This window comes from Metabacillus kandeliae (genome assembly GCF_021166585.1).
GTDB lineage: Bacteria > Bacillota > Bacilli > Bacillales > Bacillaceae > Metabacillus_B > Metabacillus_B kandeliae.
In genome coordinates this window covers 1-25,380 of sequence record NZ_JAJOZE010000002.1, presented here as the reverse complement: position 1 = coordinate 25,380, position 25,380 = coordinate 1, and the positions used below count along the sequence as shown (strand labels likewise).

Annotated in this window: 23 protein-coding genes and 1 pseudogene; 17 read left to right on the top strand and 7 right to left on the bottom strand. The window is 46.4% G+C overall.

All coding sequences use genetic code 11. From position 1 onward, the window contains the following. Positions 1 to 68: 68 nt before the first annotated feature. Positions 69 to 884 (bottom strand): hypothetical protein, encoded by an 816-nt coding sequence (locus LRR81_RS07175; RefSeq protein WP_231788667.1) that lies wholly within the window; start codon positions 882 to 884, stop codon positions 69 to 71. Between the two features lie 175 nt (positions 885 to 1,059). Here LRR81_RS07175 and LRR81_RS07170 point away from each other — a divergent pair, with 175 nt between their 5' ends. Continuing rightward, positions 1,060 to 1,764: a DsbA family protein gene (locus LRR81_RS07170; protein WP_231788666.1), complete on the top strand. Its 705-nt coding sequence runs from the start codon at positions 1,060 to 1,062 to the stop codon at positions 1,762 to 1,764. Between the two features lie 16 nt (positions 1,765 to 1,780). Here the strand turns inward: LRR81_RS07170 and LRR81_RS07165 are convergent, their stop codons facing one another. After that, the gene (locus tag LRR81_RS07165; protein ID WP_231788665.1) at positions 1,781 to 2,236 is read right to left on the bottom strand and encodes a GNAT family N-acetyltransferase; all 456 of its coding nucleotides are present in this window, start codon (positions 2,234 to 2,236) and stop codon (positions 1,781 to 1,783) included. 191 nt (positions 2,237 to 2,427) lie between these two features. On the opposite strand from LRR81_RS07165, the gene LRR81_RS07160 reads away from it, so the two are divergent. The 6 genes from LRR81_RS07160 to LRR81_RS07135 all read left to right on the top strand — a co-directional run bounded on the left by LRR81_RS07160 (position 2,428) and on the right by LRR81_RS07135 (position 7,381). After that, entirely contained in the window at positions 2,428 to 3,189 is a 762-nt protein-coding gene (locus LRR81_RS07160; protein WP_231788664.1) for a threonine/serine exporter family protein, read from the top strand. A gap of 13 nt (positions 3,190 to 3,202) precedes the next feature. Then, a complete protein-coding gene (locus LRR81_RS07155; protein ID WP_231788663.1) occupies positions 3,203 to 3,640 on the top strand; it encodes a threonine/serine exporter family protein in 438 nt (145 codons plus the stop codon). Between the two features lie 76 nt (positions 3,641 to 3,716). Continuing rightward, positions 3,717 to 4,949 (top strand): peptidase T, encoded by a 1,233-nt coding sequence (pepT, locus tag LRR81_RS07150; protein ID WP_231788662.1) that lies wholly within the window; start codon positions 3,717 to 3,719, stop codon positions 4,947 to 4,949. Between the two features lie 127 nt (positions 4,950 to 5,076). Then, complete coding sequence (locus tag LRR81_RS07145; RefSeq protein WP_231788661.1) at positions 5,077 to 5,628, top strand: helix-turn-helix domain-containing protein; 552 nt, start codon at positions 5,077 to 5,079, stop codon at positions 5,626 to 5,628. Continuing rightward, positions 5,621 to 6,583: an alpha/beta hydrolase gene (locus tag LRR81_RS07140; protein ID WP_231788660.1), complete on the top strand. Its 963-nt coding sequence runs from the start codon at positions 5,621 to 5,623 to the stop codon at positions 6,581 to 6,583. Before LRR81_RS07145 ends, LRR81_RS07140 begins: the two co-directional genes overlap by 8 nt. Further along, complete coding sequence (locus LRR81_RS07135) at positions 6,584 to 7,381, top strand: YhfC family intramembrane metalloprotease (protein WP_231788659.1); 798 nt, start codon at positions 6,584 to 6,586, stop codon at positions 7,379 to 7,381. A gap of 38 nt (positions 7,382 to 7,419) precedes the next feature. Here the strand turns inward: LRR81_RS07135 and LRR81_RS07130 are convergent, their stop codons facing one another. The 3 genes from LRR81_RS07130 to asnB all read right to left on the bottom strand — a co-directional run bounded on the left by LRR81_RS07130 (position 7,420) and on the right by asnB (position 10,282). Beyond that, positions 7,420 to 7,737, bottom strand: a complete 318-nt coding sequence (locus tag LRR81_RS07130) for a putative quinol monooxygenase (protein WP_231788658.1) — start codon at positions 7,735 to 7,737, stop codon at positions 7,420 to 7,422. A 51-nt stretch (positions 7,738 to 7,788) separates the two neighbouring features. After that, complete coding sequence (locus LRR81_RS07125) at positions 7,789 to 8,115, bottom strand: YnfA family protein (protein WP_231788657.1); 327 nt, start codon at positions 8,113 to 8,115, stop codon at positions 7,789 to 7,791. Between the two features lie 340 nt (positions 8,116 to 8,455). Further along, positions 8,456 to 10,282, bottom strand: a complete 1,827-nt coding sequence (gene asnB / locus LRR81_RS07120) for an asparagine synthase (glutamine-hydrolyzing) (protein WP_231788656.1) — start codon at positions 10,280 to 10,282, stop codon at positions 8,456 to 8,458. A gap of 300 nt (positions 10,283 to 10,582) precedes the next feature. Here asnB and LRR81_RS07115 point away from each other — a divergent pair, with 300 nt between their 5' ends. From LRR81_RS07115 to LRR81_RS07095, 5 genes are all read left to right on the top strand, one after another. Beyond that, positions 10,583 to 11,152: a TetR/AcrR family transcriptional regulator gene (locus LRR81_RS07115; RefSeq protein ID WP_231788655.1), complete on the top strand. Its 570-nt coding sequence runs from the start codon at positions 10,583 to 10,585 to the stop codon at positions 11,150 to 11,152. Positions 11,153 to 11,233: 81 nt separating this feature from the next. After that, positions 11,234 to 11,383 carry a hypothetical protein gene (locus LRR81_RS07110; protein ID WP_231788654.1) on the top strand — a complete coding sequence of 50 codons (150 nt, stop codon included), beginning with the start codon at positions 11,234 to 11,236 and terminating at the stop codon, positions 11,381 to 11,383. Between the two features lie 372 nt (positions 11,384 to 11,755). Beyond that, entirely contained in the window at positions 11,756 to 13,480 is a 1,725-nt protein-coding gene (locus LRR81_RS07105) for an ABC transporter ATP-binding protein (RefSeq protein WP_231789080.1), read from the top strand. Beyond that, the gene (locus tag LRR81_RS07100) at positions 13,477 to 15,270 is read left to right on the top strand and encodes an ABC transporter ATP-binding protein (RefSeq protein WP_231788653.1); all 1,794 of its coding nucleotides are present in this window, start codon (positions 13,477 to 13,479) and stop codon (positions 15,268 to 15,270) included. The genes LRR81_RS07105 and LRR81_RS07100 overlap by 4 nt, the downstream gene beginning before the upstream one ends. Before the next feature lie 62 nt (positions 15,271 to 15,332). Then, positions 15,333 to 15,857, top strand: coding sequence for a type 1 glutamine amidotransferase domain-containing protein (locus LRR81_RS07095; RefSeq protein WP_231789079.1), 525 nt, complete (start codon positions 15,333 to 15,335; stop codon positions 15,855 to 15,857). A 537-nt stretch (positions 15,858 to 16,394) separates the two neighbouring features. On the opposite strand, the gene LRR81_RS07090 is transcribed toward LRR81_RS07095, so the two are convergent. Further along, on the bottom strand, positions 16,395 to 16,907 hold the full coding sequence (locus LRR81_RS07090; RefSeq protein WP_231788652.1) for a CcdC protein domain-containing protein: 513 nt from the start codon (positions 16,905 to 16,907) through the stop codon (positions 16,395 to 16,397). A 70-nt stretch (positions 16,908 to 16,977) separates the two neighbouring features. After that, the gene (mprF, locus tag LRR81_RS07085) at positions 16,978 to 19,557 is read right to left on the bottom strand and encodes a bifunctional lysylphosphatidylglycerol flippase/synthetase MprF (protein WP_231788651.1); all 2,580 of its coding nucleotides are present in this window, start codon (positions 19,555 to 19,557) and stop codon (positions 16,978 to 16,980) included. A 291-nt stretch (positions 19,558 to 19,848) separates the two neighbouring features. Here mprF and LRR81_RS07080 point away from each other — a divergent pair, with 291 nt between their 5' ends. The 5 genes and pseudogenes from LRR81_RS07080 (at position 19,849) to LRR81_RS07060 (ending at position 25,182) form a co-directional block, all read left to right on the top strand. Next, positions 19,849 to 21,042 (top strand): sensor histidine kinase, encoded by a 1,194-nt coding sequence (locus tag LRR81_RS07080; protein WP_231788650.1) that lies wholly within the window; start codon positions 19,849 to 19,851, stop codon positions 21,040 to 21,042. Further along, positions 21,039 to 21,713, top strand: a complete 675-nt coding sequence (locus tag LRR81_RS07075) for a response regulator (protein WP_231788649.1) — start codon at positions 21,039 to 21,041, stop codon at positions 21,711 to 21,713. The genes LRR81_RS07080 and LRR81_RS07075 overlap by 4 nt, the downstream gene beginning before the upstream one ends. A 135-nt stretch (positions 21,714 to 21,848) precedes the next feature. Next, positions 21,849 to 22,623: pseudogene (locus tag LRR81_RS07070) on the top strand (ABC transporter ATP-binding protein); the annotation flags it as partial. 176 nt (positions 22,624 to 22,799) lie between these two features. Beyond that, a complete protein-coding gene (locus LRR81_RS07065; protein WP_231788647.1) occupies positions 22,800 to 24,011 on the top strand; it encodes an ABC transporter permease in 1,212 nt (403 codons plus the stop codon). A gap of 13 nt (positions 24,012 to 24,024) precedes the next feature. Next, the gene (locus LRR81_RS07060; protein ID WP_231788646.1) at positions 24,025 to 25,182 is read left to right on the top strand and encodes an ABC transporter permease; all 1,158 of its coding nucleotides are present in this window, start codon (positions 24,025 to 24,027) and stop codon (positions 25,180 to 25,182) included. Positions 25,183 to 25,380: the final 198 nt, after the last annotated feature.

The following is a 25,380-nucleotide window of genomic DNA, read 5'->3' as shown; positions in this document are numbered from 1 at the left end:
AGATTTTTCAGGCGCATACGGCTTTCTGCTCAATACTCAGACTAACAAAAAAAGCCCGCTGCATCGGGCTATTCCATTTTCCCGGTATCAATCATCATTGAAGCAGACATTCTCCATCCTTCCGGGTCCTTTGTAAAAACGTTCAGTGATTTGCTGATTTTTTGGCTTGCCATTGCAGCAGGTGCTGAAACCTTCACTTTGCATTCGGCATAAACCGTCACAGTATTTTTCTCATATTCAATAATTTTTGATGTTAAAAGAGTTGATTTTATATCAGCCTGAGCAAAGGTATCCTCCAATAGCTGGCGCTCGCTCTCTCTGTCAAAGCCCTCAGGATTTTTGGAAAGAGTGCTCATGTACCCTTCCAGGTCTTCCTTATTAAAGGTATCGAGATTTTTTTTCAGCATAGACAGCACTTCTTTTTTTACATTTGCCGGCACCTTTGCTTCCGGTTTGCTGGCTAGTTCTTCTAAGCCGCCTGTTCCGCCGCTGCCCAGAAGGACGTCTCGTGCGGGCATTTCACCTGAGCCGCCTGGTGCTGCCGGCTCTGGAGAGGGGTCCGCTTGATCGGGTTCCTGCGTTTCTGTGCCTTCCGAAAGTCCGGAATCACCGGTTGTACCGCTGTCCTCGGAAGTCCCGCTGCTGCCTTCATCTATATTCGTACTGCTGTCCTCGGAAGTCCCGCTGCTTCCTTCATCTGTATTTGTACTGCTGTCCGCGGATTCTTCCAAGCTTTTAGAATCATCCTGAATGACGGCTTCATTTGTTTTTGTGCTGCTTTCAGAGGCTGTCTGCTGCGGCACAAGCCGCGGAAGCATTCCGCACCCGCCAAGTAAAAGACTTGCCGACACCGCAATGACTGCGGCCGTAGCTTTCTTTGACATCTTCCTCCCCCTTTCTATCATTCCAATACCCCTATACCCTAAAAAATGGTAAAATAATCAAATCTTGAAAATTAATAGGTAAAATCGTCGAAAAACTTTCACACCACTTCTTCAGCATTTTTCGCTATAATTTAACTGATTGGAAACTGAGTGAATACATATAGGGAGTGAATAAATGAGCAAGCCTACTAATAAAAAGAACCTCTCGAAAAAGCAGCAGGGGAAACGTGTCCCATGGATACTGATCAGCATCGGTGTCATTGTGATCATCGGCATTATTATTATGTTCGTTCTCGGCAGCAAGCAGAACAATGCAGGTGAAATGACCCTCAAAGATCAGCCTTACTTAGGCAAAGAATCTGCACCTGTCAGCATTGTGGAATTCGGCGATTACAAGTGCCCATACTGCAAAGTTTTCACCCTCTCCTCTTATCCGGAAATAGAAAAGCAGCTGGTTGACACCGGAAAGGCGAAATTTTACTTTTTGCAATTCCCGTTTATAAATAATGACTCATTCCGCGCAGCGGAGTTTGCTGAAACAGTCTACAAGGAGCTCGGCAATGAAGCCTTTTGGAAGTTCCACGAAAGCCTCTATGCCAAACAGCCTGACGACCAGAAATATGAAAAAATGGACTATTTCACAGAACCTGTCCTGATGCAGGTATTAACAGGAACGGCTGGAAAAGACAATGCCGCCAAAGTTCAAAAAGCCTTTAAAAACAACGAAGGAAAAAGCCTCTCTGATGAGGATTTGAACATCGGCAAAAAGCTGCAGGTGGAAGGCACGCCGGCCATCTTTATAGACGGCAAGCTGTTCCAGGGCCAATCCTTTGATGATTTAAAAAATGAAGTGGCACAGGCAGCAGAAAAGAAAAAATAGGCGGGAGGTTCCCCGCTTATTTTTTTTGCAGAAACAGACTGTACGTGCCAGGTTCTTTTTCTGCCTGAAAACCTGCATTTTGGAGAAACTTTTTTCCCCTCTCGTTTTCCGCTTTGACTGCAGCGTGAATATAGTCTGCCCCATAAAGATCGGCCATTTCCGCTAATAAAAGAGGCAGTGCGGCTTTTCCGTACCCCTTATTTTGGAAGGAAGAGTGAATCATCAGGTGAATGAGCTCAGGCACCATGTGCTTATAAAAGCCGTGTACGGCAAAGCCTACCGGACATTCCTCAAAATAAATGACTCTGTTTACCCACAATTTTAATGAAGCGAGAGCGATATAGTAGACATTTGAAGCTGTGTACTTTTCAAAAATTAAAGGAAGGCGCCCGTTCGGATGCGGCTTATCTGCGCTTAAGGCGATAACGTCGCTGAAATTCCCTTCTGTTACATTCCGCAAGATGATTCCCATTGCATCCATCCTTATCTTATAGTCTTGCCGTCATACCACTTCTTCTTATTCCATAAAATCCCTTTTTAATTTTGTAGTTTTGAAGGAAAATAAAAAGAAAATGAAATAATTGAAAAAATTGTCCTCAATGTTTTTTTCCTATACACTGAGAGGTATTGAACAGGACAGCAAATGAGCATGGAGAGATACTGATGAAAAATGAGCCGCTACTTACATATGAAATTATGGACGTTTGTCTCCTTGGCGGAAAAATTATGCTCCAAAGCGGGGCTGAAACGTACCGGGTTGAGGATACGATGACAAGAATGGCTGCAGCATTCGGCTTTGAAGATTCCAACAGCTATGTCACCCCGACCGGCATTATTTTTTCCATAGAGGGGCGGGAGCCGACGAAAACGAAGCTGATCCGCATCCTTCAAAGAACAACCGATTTAGAAAAAGTCGCCCAGGTTAACCAGGTTTCCAGGCGGATTTCAAGCGGTGAGATGACGCTTGGAGAAGCGTATGCCCAGCTGAAGCATATTGAAGCCTCAGGCCATACATACCCTTTCTGGATTCAGCTGATTGCGGCTGCCATCTCAAGCGGCTGCTTTACCATCATGTTTATGGGACATTGGCCTGACTTTATTCCATCTGTGATCGCAGGCGGCGCCGGGTTTTTAACACTGCATTACAGCCACAGGCTTGTGCCGATTAAATTTTTCTCAGAGTTTGCTGCCTCCTTTGTTATCGGGCTGCTTTCGATGTTTTTTCTCTCGCACGGCTTTGGACATGAGCTTGATAAAATGATTATCGGCTCCGTCATGCCGCTCGTGCCGGGTCTTTTAATTACCAACGCAGTAAGGGACTTAATGGTCGGACATCTCGTATCAGGTCTGTCCAAAGGAGCAGAAGCCTTTTTAACCGCCTTTGCCATCGGTTCTGGAATAGCGGTTGTTTTCGCTCTCATGTAAGGGGAGGTGCAGTATGATTATTGAACAGCTGGTCACAAGCTTTATCGCCTCTGGCGCATTTGGCATTATCTTTAACGCACCGAAAAAATCAATCCTGAAATGCGCTTTCGTCGGAATGCTCGGCTGGATTATTTACGTTGTGCTGGCACTGAAGTTTGATATGGTCGTTGCCACAATCGTCGCCTCGCTCGTTATCGGAGTAACAGGGCACGTCTTTTCTAAGATTTATAAAACGCCAGTGATCATTTTCAGCGTCGCCGGCATTATCCCGCTCGTCCCCGGCGGCATGGCGTATGATGCGATGAGGAATTTCGTTGAGAATGATTACAATGCAGCAACAAACCTTGCAGCAAAAGCTTTCATGATTTCAGGCTCCATCGCCATCGGACTCATCTTCTCCGAGGTGCTGAACCAGATTTTCAGAAGATCCAATCGGCAGATTACAAGATAGAGCCTGTTCATCCGAACGGCTCTTTTTTGATGATCATGATATGATAAGGAGGAAAAACAAAAGGGAGATGATGGGAATGAAAAAAGAATTGATTGAACGCTTTACCACATATGTAAAAGTAGACACGCAATCAGACGAATCAAGCAAAGAGTGGCCGTCAACACCTGGCCAGCTAACGCTAGCCAACATGCTGATCGCTGAACTGAAACTGATCGGCATGGAAGACATCACACTTGATGAAAACGGCTTTGTGATGGCCACATTACCTTCCAATACTGATCATGACGTGCCCGTTATCGGCTTTCTTGCCCATATGGATACAGCAACAGACATGACAGGAAAAGACGTGAACCCCCAAATATGGGAAGACTATAATGGCAAAGACATGATTCTGAATGAAGCCCTACATACTGTTTTATCCCCGAAGGATTTTCCGGAGCTTTCCGGGTACAAAGGCCACACGCTGATCACAACAGACGGCACGACTCTTCTTGGAGCCGATAACAAATCCGGCATCACGGAAATCATGACGGCCATGAATTACTTGATCCAGCACCCAGAAATCAAGCACGGCAAAATCCGGGTGGCCTTTACCCCTGACGAAGAAATCGGAAGAGGCGCCCACCGCTTCAACGTTCAGGCATTCGGCGCAGCCCATGCCTACACAATCGACGGCGGGCCGCTTGGAGAACTGGAATACGAAAGCTTTAACGCGGCAGCTGCCAAGCTCATTTTTAAAGGAAAAAACGTTCACCCTGGCACAGCGAAAAACAAAATGAGAAACGCAGCCAAAATCGCCATGGAATTCAATAGCATGATTCCAGTCGAAGAAGCACCGGAGTTTACTGAAGGCTATGAAGGCTTCTATCATCTAATCTCCATAGAAGGCGGAGTAGAGGAAACGGCAATGGAATACATCATCCGCGACTTTGCCAAAGAAAGCTTCCAAGCAAGAAAGGCACACTTTGAAAACACGGCAGCCATTCTTCGCCGCACCTATGGGGAAGAAAACATTCTGCTTGAAATCAAAGATCAATACTACAACATGCGCGAAAAAATCGAACCTGTCAAAGAGATTGTGGACATCGCCCATAAAGCAATGGAAAATCTCGGCATCACACCTGTCGTAAAGCCGATCCGCGGCGGCACGGACGGATCCCTGCTTTCCTATATGGGGCTGCCGACACCGAACATCTTCACAGGCGGCGAGAATTTCCACGGAAAGTACGAATTTATTTCTGTGGATCATATGGTGAAGGCTGTTGAGGTGATTGTGGAAGTTGCGAGGCTGACTGCTGAGAGAGAGTAAGCGGTTAAGTGTGACGGAAAGCCCCCGCTGCGGTATCGCAGCGGGGGCTTTATAAATTATTCTGCCTATTTACAAAAGACTGCTTTTTTATTATCATTATCGATAATGATAATAAAAGGTGGTTACTATGGACGCTAAAGCAAACCTTATCTTGCATCCGGTTAGAATGCGGATCGTACAGACACTTGTTAATGGAAGAGAACTGACCGTGCAGGAAATAGCCTCAATGCTGCCGGAAGTGCCGCAGGCTACCCTGTACCGCCATTTGAAAAAGCTTGCAGAAGGAAATGTCATTCAGGTGGCGGCAGAGAATCAGGTGAGAGGAGCCATCGAAAAGGTCTATAAAATCGCAAAGGAAGGGATCAGCCTTTCACCTGAGGAATTTCAAAATAGCACAAAAGAAGAGCAGCTAAGGGTTTTTACGCAATTTGCAGGCGGTCTGATTGACCAGTTCGGCAGTTATGTTGAAAACGGCGAAATTGATCTTTTGAAGGATGGCGTTTCTTTTAGACAAGTTGATCTTTACTTATCAGATGGGGAATTCAGGGAATTTGTTCACAACTTGAAAAAGGCTTTTGAGCAAGCTGGAGGATATGGACCGCGGAAAGATAGAAAAAAACGGACAATCGCGACCATTATCATTCCTGAAGGCGAGAAGGGGAGAAAACAGGATGAATAGCAGATGGAATGAGGAGGAAGTATCCATTCATGGCAAAGTAAAGCTTGCGGGAACGGTTTCCAGACCGGAAAAACCAGAAGGGAACATTCCAGCCATCTTGATCGTTCCAGGTACAGGGGACAGTGACAGAGACGGAAACAGCAGCAAGCTGAAAATGAATATTTACAAGGAATTAGCCGAGGCAGCTGCCAAAATGGGCTGTGCTGTTCTTCGATATGACAAGCGCGGCTCTTATCAAAGTGAAGGCGATCCTTTCCGGAGGGGGATGCACGATCTTGTAGAGGATGCCGCCGTTTGCCTGAAGTTTTTAAAGGAGCTGCCATATGTAGATAAAGAAAGAGTTTATATACTGGGGCACAGTGAAGGAGCTTTGCTTGCTCCTGCTATAAATAAAAGAGAGTCAGCAGCAGGACTTGTATTGCTTTGCGGAGGAGCGATCGGGATGACAGAGGTGTCTGAATGGCAGCGGGAATTCGGATATAAGGCCCTGGCTGAATTGAAGGGGTTGAAAGGGTGGCTCATTAAGAAGCTTCGTCTTGTCGAAACAGCTAAAAAGAAGAATGATAAATTGATTGCCAAGATGCTTCAATCTGATAAAGAGGTCATGAGGCTGGCTGGAAGAAAATTCCCCGCCAAATGGCTGCGGGAGCACGCGAGCTACGACCCATCAGAGGACTTTGCCGAACTTTCATGCCCGGTTTTAGTAGTAGGAGGAGAAAAGGATATTCAAGTGCCGGAGAAAGCCCTTTTTAAAGTGAAAGAGCTGGTGAAGGGTGAAACAGAAGTATCGATCATTCCGGAGATGACCCATATCTTGAAGAAATACAGCGGAAACATAACCCCCTTGAAGATTTTGAAGGTGTACAAGGAACAAAAAGAGCTGCCGCTGGCAGGAGAAATGCTGGAGTGTATTGAAAATTGGCTGTTAAAACAACCAAAATCCGAGGTGATCTAAATGGTCAGTGGTTCAGTAATCGCAGGCTACATTTTTTCGGGAATTCTTTCACTGCTTTTCCCAATCGCCGCATTTATTTATTTTAGAAAAAAAGAGAAAATACTCGTCAGGCCTGCTTTGACTGGGGTGCTCATTTTTGTCGTATTTGCCCTTGTGCTGGAAGCCGCTTTGAATTTTTATTTACTGAATGTAAACAAATCTACCGCATTTATAAAAACCAATCCTTATTATTTTGCCGGCTACGGGGCGCTTGCAGCAGGGGTTTTTGAGGAGACAGGGCGGTATGTGGCTTTTGCCTGGATGCTGAAGAAATTCCGGGAGCGAAGGGATGCGCTCGCATACGGCGCCGGACATGGCGGGATTGAGATGATCATCGTCGGCGCTTTCGCCTGTCTTCAATACATTGTGCTGTCTGGTGTGGTAAATTCAGGGGCGCTCGATGGCTGGAACCTGCCGGCAGATACGGCTCAGCAAATTAAGGTGAGCATGCTCGGCATTACAGCGGAAATGAGCTTTATGATGGGGATTGAGCGGGTACTCGCATTCTTTATTCAGCTTGCTCTGTCTCTGATGGTTTTCTATGGGGTTAAAAATAAGAAAATCGGCTACTTCTTTTTAGCCCTCCTGCTGCATACAGCGATAGACTTTGTGGTTGTGATCGGAACCGTTTTAAAATTCGGCACGTTTGTGAATGATTTGATTTTACTCGTTTTTGCGGTGCTTGCTGCTGTATATATCCGCAAAACAAAGGCGTGGAGCTCTGAAGAAAACCATCACCCTATTGAAATAGCAAAGTAAATGGAAACAGCCCACGAAATTCTTGGGCTGTTTTTCAATTAATCTATTTTTCCTGATGCTTTCCCGCCAAGAGGCACAAGGGTATGTATCCTCTCCATCCCTGCGATAACCGGCTTTGCTTTTGCAATCAGCGTTTGAGCCGCTTCCTGTGTGAGCGAAGCTTTATGCGCACTTTCATTTGCCCAAACCTCATAGACGAAAACAGCATTTGGATCATCTTCTGAGATGCTGACGTAGTAAATTTCACAGTCTTTCATTGTATTCATCGATCTTGCCGCTTCTAAAAGAATGTCAGCAAGCATTCCTCTCTGTCCTTCTTTTGCAATCAGCTTGCCGTATAAACCAAATTTCTCCATTCCCAAACCTCCTTTTGCTGGATTATTTCGTTATAACTGCCTTATTTCCTTCTAGCCTCTAGGAGCCCAGAGCATAACGGAGACGCCGATGATGCAGATGGCGGCGCCCGCCCAATCATAGAAATCAGGAGTTTTCTTATCCACAAGCCATCCCCAAAGAACAGCTAAGATAATAAAAACACCCCCATATGCGGCATAAACCCTGCCGAAAGAAGGAAAGTTTTGAAAAGTGGGGATAACGCCGTACAGCACAAGAATAATGCTGCCGGCAATGCCGAAGGACAGCGGTTTGGACTCCCTGAGCCAGAGCCAGACCAGATAGCCTCCGCCGATTTCAGCCAGTCCGGCGAGGATAAATAGCAAGATTGCTAGAAACATAAGAACCTCCTGTGGGTTGGTTGTGTACAGTATATCAATTAGGATGGAAAAAGTGGATTTAGAAATATTTAGATAATAGATAATTTAAATGCGGGAAAGAAGAAGGAGATTAAAGGATAAACTTCAGTAGTATTATGCTAAAAACGCTTTACCTCCAAGAGGGAGCCTATTATTTAGTCAGTTAGCTCAGAAAAATAGCATTCAAGATCGAAGGATTTTTTTCCAATACCGACAAAACTTAAGGCAAGAAGCCGGAAAAGAAACGTATTGCTTTTTAGCTCATCCTGACATCAGCTCTAAATCAAATTAAAGCCTGCCCACACTCGGGCAGGCTCTCTTTTTATAAAACGACCTCTATCTTATATTCCTTCAGCCAGCCATTGATCTGCAGGAGATAGTCAATCAGGCCGCGGGCATTTGTGCCTTTGACTCTTTCATTTGTACCGTCTGCGATCGACCGGATGATTTCCGTGTTGATGAGCGGCAGAATCGGTGATGAAGGATCATCGAGCACGTCAAGCATCCATTTGCTGATGCCTTTTAGATAAGCGTCATCCTTTGTGCTTGGGTAGGCGCTTTTTTTCCGGTTGCGGACATCATCAGGCAGAACCTCCTTGAAGGCACGGCGCAGGATGCCTTTTTCAATGTTGTCGACACTTTTGACTTCAAACGGGACGTTCCATAGATACTCGACAAGACGGTAGTCACAGAACGGCACGCGCACTTCAAAGCCTGTCATCATGCTGGCACGGTCTTTTCGGTCAAGCATGAACGGCAGGAAGCGGGTGATGAACAGGTATGACATTTGCCGCTGCTTTCGTTCGAGCTCGCTTTCGCCTTCCAAGAATGGAATTTCGCTAACAGCTTCCTGGAAGCGTCTTTTTTGGTATTCCTGCGGCTTCAGCTTCTCTTTGGCGTCATCTGAAAGAATTCTCGCGATTCCGCCAAGGTTTTTCAGCCAAGGGTAAATATCGGCATCAAGGTATTCCTCCTGGTGAAACCAGGGATAGCCTGAGAAAACCTCATCTGCTGACTCTCCTGAAAGGGCGACTGTTGCGTCTTTTTTCATCTCAACAAACAGGAGGTAGAGAGAGGTTTCTAGCTCACCGACGCCTGGCAGGTCGCGGGCGCGCATTGGAACAAGCAGGTTTTCAACGAGCTTGTCAGCCCCAAAAACGATGGAGTGATGATCGGTTCCGACATGCTCGGCTACTTTTTTCACCCATGGCTCATCAAGGTCGCGGCGAAGAAAGTCCTCTTCAAAATCCCGTTCATTGTTAACAAAATCAATCGAATAGGTGCTGAGCGTTTTGCCGTTTTGTTTATACTCTCTTCCTGCAAGCGCTGTCAGTCCGCTGGAATCAAGGCCGCCAGAGAGCATGGAGACGAGCGGCATGTCTGAAAGCAGCTGCCGTTTTACCGTGTCTTCCAATAAAGAGCGAATCGTCTGTTCCGTTGTTTCCAGGTCATCTTCGTGCTTTTTGCTTTTCAGCGTCCAATATTTCTGAACGTTCGTGTTTTCTTTTGTAAATGTCATATAGTGGCCGGCGCGGACTTCTTCCACGTCTTTAAAAACGCCGTTTCCAGGTGTGCGCATCGGTCCAAGGGCAAATACTTCTGCAAGGCCTTCGCGGTCAACCACAGCATCCACATCAGGATGAGCAAGCAGAACCTTTAATTCAGATCCGAAAATGATGGAGCTGCCGCGGCGGGCAAAGAACAGGGGCTTCACGCCAAGATGATCGCGGCCGAGCATCAGCTGTCCGCGCGCTTCATCCCAAATGCCGAAAGCGAAGATGCCGTTAAAGTGCTTCACGCAGTCTTCCTTCCATTCAAGATAAGCATGCAGCAGCACTTCTGTATCTGATGCTGTTTTAAAGGTGTGTCCTTTTTCTTCCAGTTCTTTTCGGAGCTCAAGGTAATTGTACAGTTCGCCATTGTATGTGAGAGCAATTGTCTTGCCGTCTTTTTCATAAAGCATCGGCTGGATTCCGCCTTCCGGATCAATAACGATGAGCCGGCGGTGTCCGAAGGCCGCTCTTTCTGAAAACCAGAAGCCGTCCGCGTCAGGTCCTCTATGAATAATAGAGTCTGTCATTTCTTTTAGTATTGGCTGCTGATTGGAAAGATCCTTTGACCAGTCAATCCATCCTGCAATTCCGCACATAATATTACCTTCTTTCTAGAATACTAGTCTCATTTTCGACTGAATGGCCGAGTTGGTCGAACTGCGGCGAAAAATTCGACCAAATTTATGATTTGGTCACATTCATTATGCTATACCCCTTCTTTTAAAAGTACAACTCCTGCCGGTTAAAATCATATATAAGACCTAAGCGGAAAGTAAATCCTGGGGGCGGATGGGAGGATTGCTTTTTTCAGGCTTGTTTGACGTTGCCAATAAGACTAGTATAATGAAAATTAAAATCATAAGACTATTGTCGGATAGGTGCGGATTGATTCAAATATGGACGGCAACGATAAGAAAACACGCATAACAGCAGCTGCCACGAAGCTTTTTTCGGCTAACGGGGTCCGAAATACAACCATTGGAGAAATCGCCAAAACAGCCGGAATCGGAAAAGGGACAATTTATTACTATTACAATGATAAGACGGAAATTTTGCTTGATTGCTATATGAAGCATATTAAAGTCACGAGGCAAAGGGCTTTCGAAAGAAGCAGTGAAGAGAAAGACCTGCTGTTCCGGATTGAAAAATTCCTCCGCTATATAAGTGAAGAAGCGAGGCATGATCCCTTTGTCGCTACCCTTGTAGCTGAATACAGAGAATATCGATTGGCTGAAATTGACCTCTGTTTCAAACACTCCGAAGAGGATGCAGTCCAGATATTATCCGCCATGGTCAAGAGCGGGATCGAACAGGGAAGCCTCAGCGATGTGCCGCTGCCCCTGACCGCCTTTTTGCTCGTCCGGATGATGCTTGCCTATAATCTGGACTATCAGAAGAATGAAAAAAGCGATGAAGAGTTTTTGAGCCTTTTGAAAAATATGCTGGAGAAAAAGCAGGATTGTTAAAAGGTTAGAGCCGCAGCTTATGGAAGCTGGGGCTCTTTTGATTTCGGTGCAGGACAGTGTTTGGACAGTAAGAGGAGCAAAATGGACAGTGAATCTTCAGTTTCCGCCAGTAAAAGGGTGAAAATGGACAGTAAAGTTATTAAAGCGGACAGTAAACTGGTTAAAATGGACAGTAAAGGAAATTCACGTGCTCCTGAATTGCGTCATCCAGCGGGAAAAAGCTTTTTTTAAAGAGCGAAAACAAATTTTATAAGAGCCGGATGAAAAAGAGCAAGACTTTAGTGAAGATCAGGCAGTTTGGTTCACTTTTATTGCTGTTCAAGCCGCTTCCGCATTTCAGTGGTCCAGCTCCAGCGGCTAGCCCGATCTGAGACGCTTCAGAAAAATCCAAAAAGTCAAACCCGGACTTTTCGGATTTTTCCTCCAGCGCTTGTCGGGGCTGAACGAGCCGCTTCCGCACTTCAATATTTCGTTACTCGAATAAAATATTTAACATAGTAAACAAAAAGTTTAAAATATTTTGAGCAAAGGGCTATTATAGTAGTAACTGAGGCTGTTTTTGGCTGGGATTTTTAAAACTTTAGAACGGGGAACGGTGTGGCTATGCATAAAGTGTCTGGTTTTTTAAAGCCTTACAGGCTGCATATGGGCGCTGCCTTGCTTTTGATGCTGGTGGAGCTTGGCGTTGAGCTTGTTCAGCCTTTGCTGATTGCGAAGATCATCAATGAGGGGATTTTAGCAAAAAATATGGATGTAGTGTTTACCTGGGGCTGGGTGATGGTTGGCATTTCTTTGTTTGCGTTTGCATCAGGGATCTCCAATTCGTTTCTGGCCAGTTTTTCGAGCCAGGGGTTTGCTTATGATATTAGAAAGAGCCTGTTTGGCAAAATCCAGAAGTATTCTTTTGCGAATTTAGATCATTATCAGGCATCATCCCTGATTACGAGGCTGACGAACGATGTAACGCAGATTCAGACGATGGTGTTTATGAGTTTGCGCATTATGCTGAGAGCGCCGCTGCTGGTTGTTTTTGGGACCGTGATGGCGCTTGTGATCGATGCGAAGCTTGCAGCTGTTCTGCTTGTGACGATCCCCTTGCTGCTGCTCTTTCTTTTATGGGTGCTCCGAATGGCAGGCGCCATGTTCCGGAAGGTGCAGGAGAATCTGGATCAGGTGAACGGGATCATGAGGGAGAATTTATCAGGCATCCGCCTCATTAAAGCGTTTTTGAACAGCGGACATGAGATCAGCCGGTTTACGGAATCGTCCGGGAAATTGAAAGACAGGACGATCAAGGTGCTGCAGCTGATCGAGACGTCAATGCCGATCTTGCTGTTTGTGATGAACGCTGGCATCATCGTGATTTTATGGCTTGGCAGCCATGAAGTCGCAAGCGGCAGCATGCTTGTCGGCGATGTAGTGGCGATTGTGAATTATGCGCTTCGGATGACGATGGCGCTGACGATGTTTTCCTTTATTATTATGAGTTTTTCTCGGACGAAAGCTTCTTCTGCACGTCTTCGCGAGGTGCTGAACGAGGAAGTGGATTTGTTTGATGCAGCAGATGTGAGGCAGGATGAAAAGATTGCCGCAGGGTCTGTTGTATTCGATAGAGTGTCCTTCAAATATCCTGGAGCAGATGAGTTTGTATTAAAGGACATTTCCTTTGAGGCGAAAGCCGGCAAAATGATCGCTGTTATGGGAGCGACCGGTTCAGGGAAAACCTCCCTTTTTCAGCTGATACCAAGGCTTTACGATCCTGCAGGAGGCAGCATTCACGTGGATGGGAAGGACATCCGCCAGTTCAGGCTGGAGGATTTAAGGAATCAGATTGGCTACGCACCGCAGGAAGCGATGCTTTTTTCAGGAAGCATCAGTGAAAATATTTCCTGGGGAAAAGAGGATGCTTCATTTGAGGAAATCAGGGAAGCGGCAGAAAGCGCCCAGATTCATGAAACGATTATGAAGCTTCCGGAACAGTATGATTCACCGCTTGGCCAGAGGGGAGTCAACCTTTCAGGCGGCCAGAAGCAGCGCCTTTCTGTTGCAAGGGCATTGGTTCGGAAGCCGAAGATTCTTCTGCTCGATGACAGCACGAGCGCTCTTGATTTGAAAACAGAAGGCAGACTGCTTGATGCGGTTCGAAAATATCAATCAACGATTTTTATCATTACTCAGAAAATCAGTACAGCGATGGAAGCGGACGATATTCTGCTGATGCAGGACGGCCAGCTTCTCGCACAGGGCAGCCATGAAGAGCTGCTGAAAGATTCGCCGCTATACAGGAAAATTTCTGATTCACAGGCTGGAAGGAGGGAAACCGTATGAGGCCGTCATTTCGCGGAGGGCGTGCAGGAGAGCAGAAAGAAAAGCAGCGGGCCAGTGACTGGACGGGGACTCTCGCCAGAATCTGGCGCTATCTTGCTGAAAGCAAAGGGATGCTGACCGTCGTCCTTTTGATGGTTCTTTTCAGCTCAGCCCTTGGGCTTCTTGGTCCCTTTTTAATCGGCTATGTGATTGACCGCCATATTGTGCCAAAAGAAACAAATGGACTGACAGGCCAGCTGCTGCTGTTAGCTGCCGTGTATTTCTTGTTTTCTTTAACAACATGGCTGCAAAATATCTGGATGGTGAGCATTGCCCAAAAAACAGTCTATAAAATGAGAACGCAGCTGTTTCAGCAGTTTCACAGGCTGTCGATTCCTTTTTTCGATAAGCGGCAGCATGGCGAGCTGATGAGCCGGGTGACAAATGATATTGATAACGTCAGCCAGACCCTGAACAGCTCCGCGATCCAGATTTTTTCAAGCGTTCTGACACTGATTGGCACAGTAGCAGTCATGCTCTGGCTAAGCCCGCTTCTGACCCTATTAACGATGATGATTATTCCGATCATGTTCTTTGGCATGAGATGGATTACGAACAGAACAGGCAGAATGTTTAAGAAGCAGCAGAAGAATTTGGGGGAATTGAACGGGTTTATTGAAGAAACCATTTCCGGACAGAAGATCATCAAAACATTTTCACAGGAAGACAGGGTCATCAAAAGATTTCAGGAGAAAAATGAGCAGCTCAGGGAAGCAGGGTACTGGGCGCAGACGTTTTCAGGCTTTATTCCAAAGCTGATGAACGTTTTGAATAACTTGAGCTTTGCCGTCATTGCAGGGGTAGGAGGATACCTTGCTCTGCATGGTTTTATTTCAATTGGAACCATTGTTGTTTTTACGGAGTATTCCAGGCAGTTTACGAGGCCGCTGAATGATCTGTCCAATCAGTTCAATACCCTGCTGTCAGCTGTTGCAGGGGCTGAGCGGGTATTTGAAATTTTGGATATGGAGGAAGAAGCAGCTGATGAAAAGAATGCCGGAGATGTTCAGTCGGTAAAAGGCGAAGTTCAGTTTCAGCATGTTTCCTTTTCCTATGAAGACACGCTGACGCTCCATGATATCAGTTTTAAGGTCCAGCCAGGTGAGACGGTTGCTTTTGTAGGGGCAACAGGTGCAGGAAAAACGACGATTACGAACCTTCTCTCCCGTTTTTACGATGCGCAGGAAGGAAGCATCCTGATTGATGGGAGGGAGATCCAGACCATCCGCCGGGAAAGTCTTCGCAGCCATATGGGCTTTGTCCTTCAGGATTCATTCTTGTTTCAGGGAACCATTAGGGAAAACATCCGCTACGGACGGCTGGATGCAGCAGATGAAGAGGTTGAACAGGCAGCTGTTCTTGCCAATGCCAGCAGCTTTATTGAAAAACTTCCCGATCAGTATGACACATTGCTGAAGCAGGACGGAGGCGGCATCAGCCAGGGGCAAAAACAGCTGCTTTCGATCGCCAGAGCCATATTGTCTAAGCCTTCGATTTTGATTTTGGATGAAGCAACAAGCAGCATTGATACCATTACAGAAATGAATATTCAGGAGGCGCTGCAAAGGCTGATGGAGGGCAGAACAAGCTTTGTGATTGCCCACAGGCTGAATACGATCCAAAATGCAGACCACATTTTAGTGCTGGAAAATGGTGAAATCGCAGAGAGCGGAACACATGACACACTGCTTTCGAAAAAAGGCCATTACTATTCGCTTTACAATAGCCAGCTCGAGGAATTCAGTTCATAGCAGACAGACTTTCCCTTATGGTACAGTTAAGGCATCAATCCATTACGGAGGTGCAGCTGACGATGCGTTTAAAGGGGAAGAAAATCATTCAGCTTGTGAGCAATGAATTTGAAGATCTTGAGCTTTGGTATCCTGTTATGAGGATGAGGGAAGAAGGGGCTGAGGTTGTACTGGCTGCTGAAAAGTCCGGTGAAACCTATATCGGGAAGTACGGGGTGCCGGCTGTTTCCGATGCCGCCTTTTCTGACATTAACCCTGCAGAGTTTGATGGTATTCTAGTGCCAGGAGGCTGGGCGCCGGATAAACTCCGCCGCTATCCAGAGGTGCTGGACATGGTGCGCCACATGCACGAAGAGAAAAAGCCGATCGGCCAGATTTGCCACGCTGGCTGGGTGCTGATTTCGGCAGGAATTCTGGAAGGCGTGCAGGTTACAAGCACACCAGGCATAAAAGACGATATGACAAATGCAGGCGCCATTTGGCATGATGAAGCCGTTGTGACTGACGGCCATATTGTTTCAAGCAGACGCCCGCCGGATCTTCCGGAGTACGGGAAGGCTTTTGCTGATGTGCTGGCGGAAAGATAATAGAATTTCAGGAGACCGGTATTCTTTGGGATGCCGGTTTTTTAATGTGGAGAATGGGGGAGATAATCTCATTATCCTCTTAACTGGAGGAGGCAAAATTAACTTTTACAAAGAGATAATCCTTTTTTTCAAGAACACCCCAGCATCATATTCCCGGAACCAGGCTTCATATTCACCAAACTCGAGAGGATATTCCCGAAACCGGCAGTTATATTCACCAAACAGCCTTAAATATTCACCAACAGCCAGCTTCAGAGAATTCTGCAAGGATTTGAGTCTCAGCCTCTTAACTGGAGGAGCCAAAAACAACTTTTACACAGTGATAATCCATTTTTAAAAAACGGTCCTATCACATATTCCCGAACCCCGCCCTCTTTTTCCCGAATGGGAGGGAGAATTTCCCGAAACCGGCAGTTATATTCCCAAATCCAGCCCTTATTTTCCCGAAGTGCCGATTACAAAAAATCTGTCAACATCACTGTGCACATCTACAAAAACAAAGAATATTAAAAAAAGCTGATCCTCTCGGGATCAGCTTTAAGCTGCTTTTTGCCGCATTCTTGTGCCTTTTCTTAAAACATTTCCGTAATAAATCAGATAAAATGTCACCAGGAGAAAGAAGACTCCCGCTGTAAGCGGTGAGGAAAATTGGCTTTGAAGCTGCTCAGGAGACTGGGATGATTTTTCAATTGTATAAATCATCACCAGTCTTGTTACGATGCGGCTCAGAAAAAGAAACAGCACAATCGATTCAATCCAAATGTGCGTTCTGAAAAAAAGTCCGCCGGTTCTTTCTTCAAATTTGGTGTGGTCTATCGCGAGCTTTGCTAGAACGAGGCCTGCGATGACGCCTGCTGCATCAAGCAGAAGAGAAAACGGATGGGCTAAGCTTGCAAGCAGCACCATCACCCCGATCAATCCGAACAGGCACATTCTAAAGATGAGCCTTCTCTTTTTATAAGGCTGAAATCCGATAGAACGGCTGATTCTTCTGTACAAGATGAAACCAATGATTAAAACGGGCAGCAAAACAGTATATATGTCCGGCATTTTTTCACCCCTTTTGGAAAAATATTTCCTATTCATTATGTCACAGGTTTGTGCTGGACTGTAATAAAAATTAAGAATTCTTTCGCTTCTTTCCGATCATCAGCGACAGCTGCAGCATCGTGACAGGCAGCGAGCTTTTGCCGCGGATGGCCAGGTATTTCGGTTCCCATTCATCGGCGTATTTTTCTTTATATTTTCGGATGCCGGAAAATTGATAAAAAAACTGGCCGTGAACAAAGATCTTTGAAGCAATTCTTTCTCCGAGAAAAGCGTACTTTGTTCGGCCGACATTGGACAGCGGGGCCATTCCGAGGTTGAACCTCCTGTAGCCGGTTTCCTGTCCATGCAGCATGAGGGAAATCAGGATATAGTCCATCGTGCCGTTTGGCGCGTCTTTTACATGGCGCATCAAGTCGATCGAAAGGGTTTCCTTTTCATCATATACAGGCATAAGGGTGGCGAAGGCAGCGAGGCTTCCGTCAGGCCCTCTTAGCAGGGCAATCGGTGCCCGCTCGAAATAGTCCTTGTCAAAGAAGCCGAGCGAATAGCCTTTTTCGCTTTTGCCATCAAGCCAGTCATCTGAGACATGCTTCAATTCAGCCATCAAGGCGTCGCTGAATGGCGGCTCTATGATGGAAAAGGTGTATTCTTCCCGTTCAAATTTATTTTTCACCGCCCGCAGGGAAGCCTTTTTCTTCCCGGAAAGAGTAAATTCCGGCAGGTTTACATAGGCTTCTTCCCCGAGCTTGAAAAACTGGTAGCCGTTTTCGTGATAAAGCGGGAAATACTGTTTTTCGATTTGATAGAAAATCGGCGAGAAGCCGAATTCATCCGCGTAAATTTGAAACTCCTCAATGGCTTTTCCGATTTTCTCCGGATTGCCGATCGGATCCCCGAGAACAACGAGCTTGCTGCCAGCCCGTTTATACATCATCATCACCTCTTCATCTTTTGTCCAAAAGATGTCTTTGTCCTGCAGGAAAACAAGATGAGTCAGCACATTTCCGCGGTATTTTTTCAGAAATGCTTCTACTTTTTCTGTATCAATAAGAGCGGATTCTTTCGATTTTACGGTAAGAAGCCTGCTGCCGACTGTCAGAAAAAGAACAGCAATGATGATTCCGATAATGCTGCTGAACAGGAGCTCATCAGGCTTCATCACTAGAAGATCCTTCAGCTCAGCCGGAATGCGCTTATGTAAAAACGGCTGCTTTAAATAGCCGAAAAGAACATAAAAAAGGAGTGTGCCAAGCGTCATAAGCAGGATGGCGATCGAGCCCCATGAAAAGGGGTAAGTTTCCCGGTAGAATCGCTTTCTGGAAAACCAGAGAATCGCAGAGATGGCTAATAAGAATAAGGCTTCCTCATAGTCGAGCCCTTTTGAAAAGGTAAAGAGAGCTCCTGCAAGCAGCACGATAAGCGTCAGGGTATAGGCCCGCTTCACTTTATGCAGGACGCTTCTAGACAAAATCAAGAGGGCAATTCCTGCACCGACGGAAAGCTGATGAGAAAGGTGCAAAAAGGGTTCTGACAAAAGGTTTTCAGCAAACCGCAGACGCCCGAGCATCCCTGGTGTAGCCGCTGATAAAAGGAGAAGCGCTCCGCTCAGAAAAACAAGAGCTGCCAGGGCCCAGTGGCTGATATTGATTAAAAGCTGCTCTGGAACACCTGAATACCGCCGCCACGTTTTAAAGGCCTTTTCCCATTTTGTATTTTTCAAGGCGCCCTGTGTATAAGAAACAAGCTCTGTTGAAGCGAGCATCAGGCCGAGTATCCATGGAATCAGGTAATAGGAAATACGGTAAAAAATTAAAACAATAAGTACATCGCTTGCGGCAGCGCCGTAAAGCTCCATGCCGATCAGCATAATTAAATCAAAGGAGCCGATTCCGCCAGGCACCATGCTGATGACGCCGGCGATGGCAGCAGCAATAAAAATCGCGGCCAGATGCGGAAACGAAATGCCTGTTCCAAGCACTTCAGCAATGCCGTACATTGCTGCGAGAGCCAGCGACCACTCAACTAAGGATACAAGAATCATGCCGAAAAATGATCCCGCTTTTGGAGTGAACGGTATTTTGTCCGGCTGCTTCCGGTGCGAATACAGCCAAAAAATAATATAACCCGGCAAATAAGCTGCGATTCCCCATATGGCATACTTAAGCCAGATGTGCATCTCTAAAATCGGCTGTATGTTCACGAGATGCAAAATGGGCAGCCAGGCGAGAAGCGAAAGGCCTGTCAGCATTAACGGAGTCATCCAGATAACCGCCGCCATCAGCTTTCCGGTATCTGAGAAATAAGCTTTGTAAAACATTCCTCTTAAGCCCGCACCCGTGAAACCGCCGAATCCGAGCATATTATTAAAGGTATTCGCCATCCAGGAAATTTTAAACATTTTAGAAAGCGGAATGTTCATATTCAGCTGGCTTGAAAGGAGAAGATCATACAGGGACATGGTAGCTATCGCGATCAGTCCGAGAAAAATGATCAGCAGCAGCTGATCGGGAGAGAGTGTTTTTACCCTGATCAGGACATTGGCAATATCAATCTCTGCGATCTGCTTTTGGCCCTCCCAAATAATAAGGGAAAGCATGATGACAGGAACAGCTATTTTAATGATCCTCAGGATCCAGGATTTTCTTTCCATTACAACACTTCTTTCTTATAACAAAATGCTTGATTTTGAAGAAGGAATACGATTATTATTCCAGCAGTCTAAAACATTAATGTATCGGCTTTAAGCCTGCTTAGTCAAGGGGCGATCGCATAAACTTTCAGAAGCAGGATTCTGCTTGAGATTCAGCGCAGAAAATTCTATTATACTTATTTCTGCTAAAAAACTGGTAAATCCTGTTTTTCTTTCTGGAAAAGGATTGTTGGAGGAGAACCCCTGGTGATAAGATGAAGGAAAAAGAAGGAACCTCCAGGGGGAGTACAGTTGCTGAAATATATCCGCATTCTTATGTTTTTAATGATTTGCTATCTCTATTTTTCCACAGGGGAAAAGAGCAGTATCCCTCTTGAAATTTACCCTGTTATAGCTGCACTTATTTATACGGTCACTCATCTTTTTACATATACGGCTGCTTTTGAAAAGCATTTTCTGTTAATCACAGGAACAGATTTTGCTTTAACGGCAGTTTTCGGTTTTCTTTATCCCGGAACAACGCTTTATTTAATCCTGTTCGGCATTGTCGCCGTCACCGTGTTTTTGGGTACCTCTGATAAAAGAATTCTCACAACCTATTCCATCCTGTTTTTTCTTGTCTGGCTCTCTGTGATGACATACACAAAATTTATTTCAGCAGGGCCGGCTGACTTTCTTGATAACGTGATGACGCTTTTCTTTGTAGTCTTCAGCGCCCTTGTCGGCAGCCTGATTCAGAAGCTGACAGCGGCGAGAGAACAGCTGAACACCCAATATGATGAATTGACTTCTTCTCACGAAGCTCTTTCGATGGCACATGAAAAGCTCCATGATTATTCCAAGCAGGTGGAGGAGCTGACAATGACAAGAGAACGAAACCGGATGGCCCGTGAAATCCATGACACGGTCGGCCATAAAATGACGGCTCTCCTCGTGCAGATTGAGCTGGCGAAGGAATTTTTGAAATCAGCGCCTGAAAAGGCAGAAGAGACAATTGGAGTATGCGGAACCCTTGCCAGAACCGCGCTTGAGGAAATCCGCGTTTCAGTCAGGACCATTCATACAGATGAGGCTGAGCCGCATCTGCTTCCTTCTCTTCGCAAATTGATGGAGGATTTTTATAAAACAACAGGATTGGAAACCTCCTTTGAAGTAAAAGGGGATCCTGCTGCTATTCCCTCTTCCCTGCATGTGACCATTATTCGTGTTGTTCAGGAATCGCTGACGAATGCAAGAAGGCATGGCAATGCAAGCGGCTGCAATATATTGCTGTCCTGTTCGGAAGCATCCTTAAGGCTTGAGATCAAAGATAACGGAGCAGGCACAGGAGAGATTGATTATGGTTTTGGGTTAATCAATATGAAAGAACGGATGGAAGAGCATGGCGGAAATGTTTCTTTTGAAAGCGAGGCTGGCAGCGGTTTTAAGGTAACAGCTGAGTTTCCGCTGCTCGTGAAAAAATGGTCAGTAGGAGGAAACGGATGATTACGGTATTGATTGTGGATGATCAGCCATTAATGAGGGAAGGCCTTGCAACCCTTTTAAATATGAAAGATGGCATTTCTGTTGTGGGAAATGCAGCAGACGGCAAAGAGGCTTTTGAAAAAGCAAAGGAACTCGCACCTGATATCGTTTTGATGGATATCCGGATGCCTGGAACAAACGGGGTGGAAGGGACGCGTCTGATCAAAGAGCATCTGAAGGATGTGAAGGTGCTGATGCTGACAACCTTTTCCGACAGCGAGCTGATTTTTGAAGCACTGGAGGAAGGGGCAAGCGGCTATTTGCTGAAGGATATGCCGGCAGATGCCATCGTCCAGGCAATGGGAGCCGTTCAGGCAGGCGGACTTGTGCTGCCGCCGAATATAACGGGACAGATCCTGCAGGAATTGAAAAAAACAAGAGGCACTGAAACAGGCCTGAAGGAAGCTCCTGTGCCTGACGCGCTGCGCGACCTGACAGAGCGCGAAATTGAAGTGCTCAGGCAGATCGGATATGGCATGAGCAATAAAGAAATTGCGGGCGTTCTCTACATAACAGAAGGAACAGTGAAAAACCACGTATCCAACTTAATCAATAAGCTTGCGCTGCGGGACAGAACACAGGCAGCGATTTTCGCTGTCCGTTACGGCATCACTGTGTTTCCAGAGACATGACTTTCAGCATATGCGGCTATCTCTTAAGACCTCCAGGGGTCTTTTTTTTATGGCAATATTTCTCCCCTCAGGCAGATGGAAGGTTTTATCTTTTCTAATAAGATAAGGAGGAAGATAAACGAAGGAGTGAATGGAATGCTGGCCGTTCAGAATATAAAAAAATCATTCAATAAAAAAGAAGTGGTAAAAGGCGTCACCTTCTCAGTTGAAAAAGGGGAAGCATTCGGACTGCTGGGGCCGAATGGCGCAGGGAAATCCACAACCATTTCCATGATCTGCGGCTTGCTCGCTTCAGACTCAGGAGATATTTTAGTTGGCGGTGCATCTGTTAAAAGCAGCCCGTCTGAAATCAAAAAAAAGATCGGGATCGTGCCGCAGGAAATTGCACTTTATCCAACGATGTCTGCACGGGATAACTTGATTTTCTGGGGAAGAATGTACGGTCTCTCCCGTAAGGAGGCCAAGATCCGTTCTGAAGAGGTCTTAGAATACGTCGGCCTAAAAGACAAGGCAACGGAGAAGGTTGAAACCTTTTCAGGCGGCATGAAGCGCAGGATTAATATCGGTGCTGCCCTCATGCACGAACCGGAGCTCCTGATCATGGATGAACCGACCGTCGGAATTGATCCTCAGTCCAGAAATCATATTTTAGAAACGGTAAAAGAGTTAAATCAAAAAGGAATGACCGTGATCTACACAAGCCATTACATGGAGGAAGTTGAATTCTTGTGCGAGCGGATCGGCATCATTGACCAGGGAAAGGTGATCGCTCTTGGCACAAGAAGCGACCTCTGCAGCAGGCTTGCAGGAGGAACAGTCGTAAAAATCGGCCTGAGCCAATTCTCGGATAGCTTGGTCGCTGAGCTGAACAAGCTTGATTTTATAGAGAAAATTATCAGTGACCGCGATGAAGCAAGACTTGAGATTTATGTGAGCAGCAAGGGGAATGCGGCAGCAAAAATTATCTCCGCCGCTTCTGCGCAGGGGCTTCTGGTGCAGTCACTCGAGCTGCAGGAGCCGAACCTAGAAACATTATTTTTGCAGCTGACAGGACGCTCACTGCGCGATTAAGAGGAGGAACCAGGAATGAAAAGCTTGATTGTAGCCGCTAAGGATTTCAAAATCCGTTTTACCGACAGACGCGGGTTTATTATGATGATTTGTCTGCCGCTTCTGCTGACCGCGATTTTAGGGAGCGCCCTTGGATCGGTTCTCAGCGGGAGTGATAATCTCCCGACTACGGTAATTGCACTGGTCAAGGAAGGCAATGATCCATTGACCTCTGTTTTTGAAAAAGAAGTGCTGAAAAGCAAGGATTTATCCAAGTTTGTTTCAGTAAGAGAGGCAGCCGGCAAAGCAGCTATGGAAAAAGACATACAAAAAGGGAATGCAGACGCAGGCATGATCATCCCTGAAGGCTGGAGCCGGGATTTGAAGAACGGCAATCTGAAAGAGCTGAAGGTGTATACAAAGCCCGGCGAAGAAATCAAAGGAAACATCGCGGCTTCGATTGCCGAATCCTTTACAGGCAGAGTGAGCACAATGGCCAAAGCGCAAAAGCTTGTAATTGAGGATCTTTCCGCTTCAGCGGCCGTTTCCTCAGGCAAGCTTGACATGAAAGCGGCTGCCGGTGAGATCAGCGGGGAATTAAGCGGGACAGCGGAAAAAGACATGGCCATCGGGGACTACACAACAGGAAAAAAATCTGTCACAGCGATGCAGTATTATGCAGCGGGGATGGCTGTGATGTTCCTTCTCTATAATGCCGTGAACGGAGCGAAATCAATTCTCCAGGAAAGAGAAACGGAAACGCTGGCAAGGCTGATGATGGCACCTGCCGGGAGAATATCCATATTGCTTGGGAAATTTTACGGCACCATGTTTTTCGCCATCATCCAGTTTTGCTTGTTCCTAACAGCCACTCATCTCTTCTTTGGAGTAGATTGGGGAGAAAACCTTGCACAGGTATTTGCCATTGGCATTTCGTACGCGGTCGCTGTAGCAGGTTTATCAATGATTCTTGCTTCTGTCATCTCCAGTGTAAAAGCTGCCGACATGGTCTCAAGCGTTGGGGTGCAGATTCTCGCCGTGCTTGGCGGCTCAATGGTCCCGCTCGCAGCTTTTCCTGAAATCATGCAGCAAATCTCAAATTTTGCGCCAAACAAATGGGCGCTGTCAAGCCTTCTTGACATTATGTCAGGAACTGCATGGAGTGCACTTGCTGCACCGATCTTGATACTCGCTGGCATAGGCCTGGTTTCCGTTACTATCGGAACATGGCGTCTGAAGGCACGATAAGGAGGAAGCCCAAATGAAAAAAATATGGTCACTTTGCTCATTTGAAATGATGAGACTTTTGAAAAAACCGAGAAGCTATGTGCTGATGCTGGCTCTCCCGCTCCTGTTCACCATGCTGTTTGGCGGCCTGCTTGGAGGGGAAGGCAGCACGAAAATTCAACTGCTGATTTCAGACAGTGATCACACTGCTTTGTCGAAAGCGTATATTGATGTACTGAATAAAGACAATGAGCTTTTTAACTTCCAGCAGGCTGAAGCGAAAGCAGCTGAGGAGCAGCTGAAGGAGAAAAAAATATCCGGGGTGATCCGCATTCCAGAAGGCTTTCAGGAAGGGATAATGGATGGCAGCGCCCCGGCTGTAGCGATTGAGCATATACCTGATTTCACATCAAGTGCAGCTGTCAGGCAGCAGCTGTCGGAAAAACTGAATAAAATCAGCATCGAAGCAAAGGCTGCCGCGACATGGAGCAGCTACAGCGGAGAAAATTGGCAAGGAATGTTTGAGAAAATCAATAAAGAAACAGGCGCTTCATCAGGTGCAGCAAAAGAGCAGATCTCCTCTGACGGACAGCCTAAAACGATGAGCGGCATTACTTCAAGAGCCGCAGGCTTTTCGATCATGTTCGTCATGATGATGCTGATGAGTGTCACGGGAACGATATTAGAAGCGAAGAAAAATGGTGTTTGGTACAGAATGCTTTCCACACCGGCATCTAAATTTGAGATTTCATGCGGCTACCTGCTGTCCTTCTTTCTGATCGGCTGGGTGCAGTTCGGCATGCTGATGGCAGCGACCCATTTCCTGCTCGGTATAAGCTGGGGAAATCCGCTCGCAGCCTTTATCCTCGTATCTGCCCTGCTTCTTGCCATTGTCGGCCTTGGCCTTCTCATTGCAGGAGTAGTGAAAACAACGGAGCAGCAATCCTCCATGGGAACCTTGATCGTCATTTCCACCTGCATGATCAGCGGAGTCTACTGGCCGATTGAAATAGAACCGGCTTTCATGCAGAAAATCGCTGAATTCCTTCCGCAGACATGGGCCATGAGAGGCTTCACAGAACTGATCGCAAACGGCGGCACACTCGCAGACATCACAGCAAGCATCGGCATCCTGACCTTGTTTGCAGCAGGTTTTCTGGCAGCGGGTGTTTCTAGGATTAGGTATGAATAGAAAAGCGGAGGCCGCTCGTTCAGCCCCGACAAGCTCTGGAGGAAAATTCCGAAAAGTCCGGTCTTAGACTTTTAGGGATTTTTCGAAGCGACTCGAGGGGCTAGCGGCAGGAGCTGGACAATACCGAAAAGCGCAAGCGGCTCGTTCAGCCCCGACAAGCACAAAAACAGCACCATCCCTTCAAGGGAGGTGCTGTTT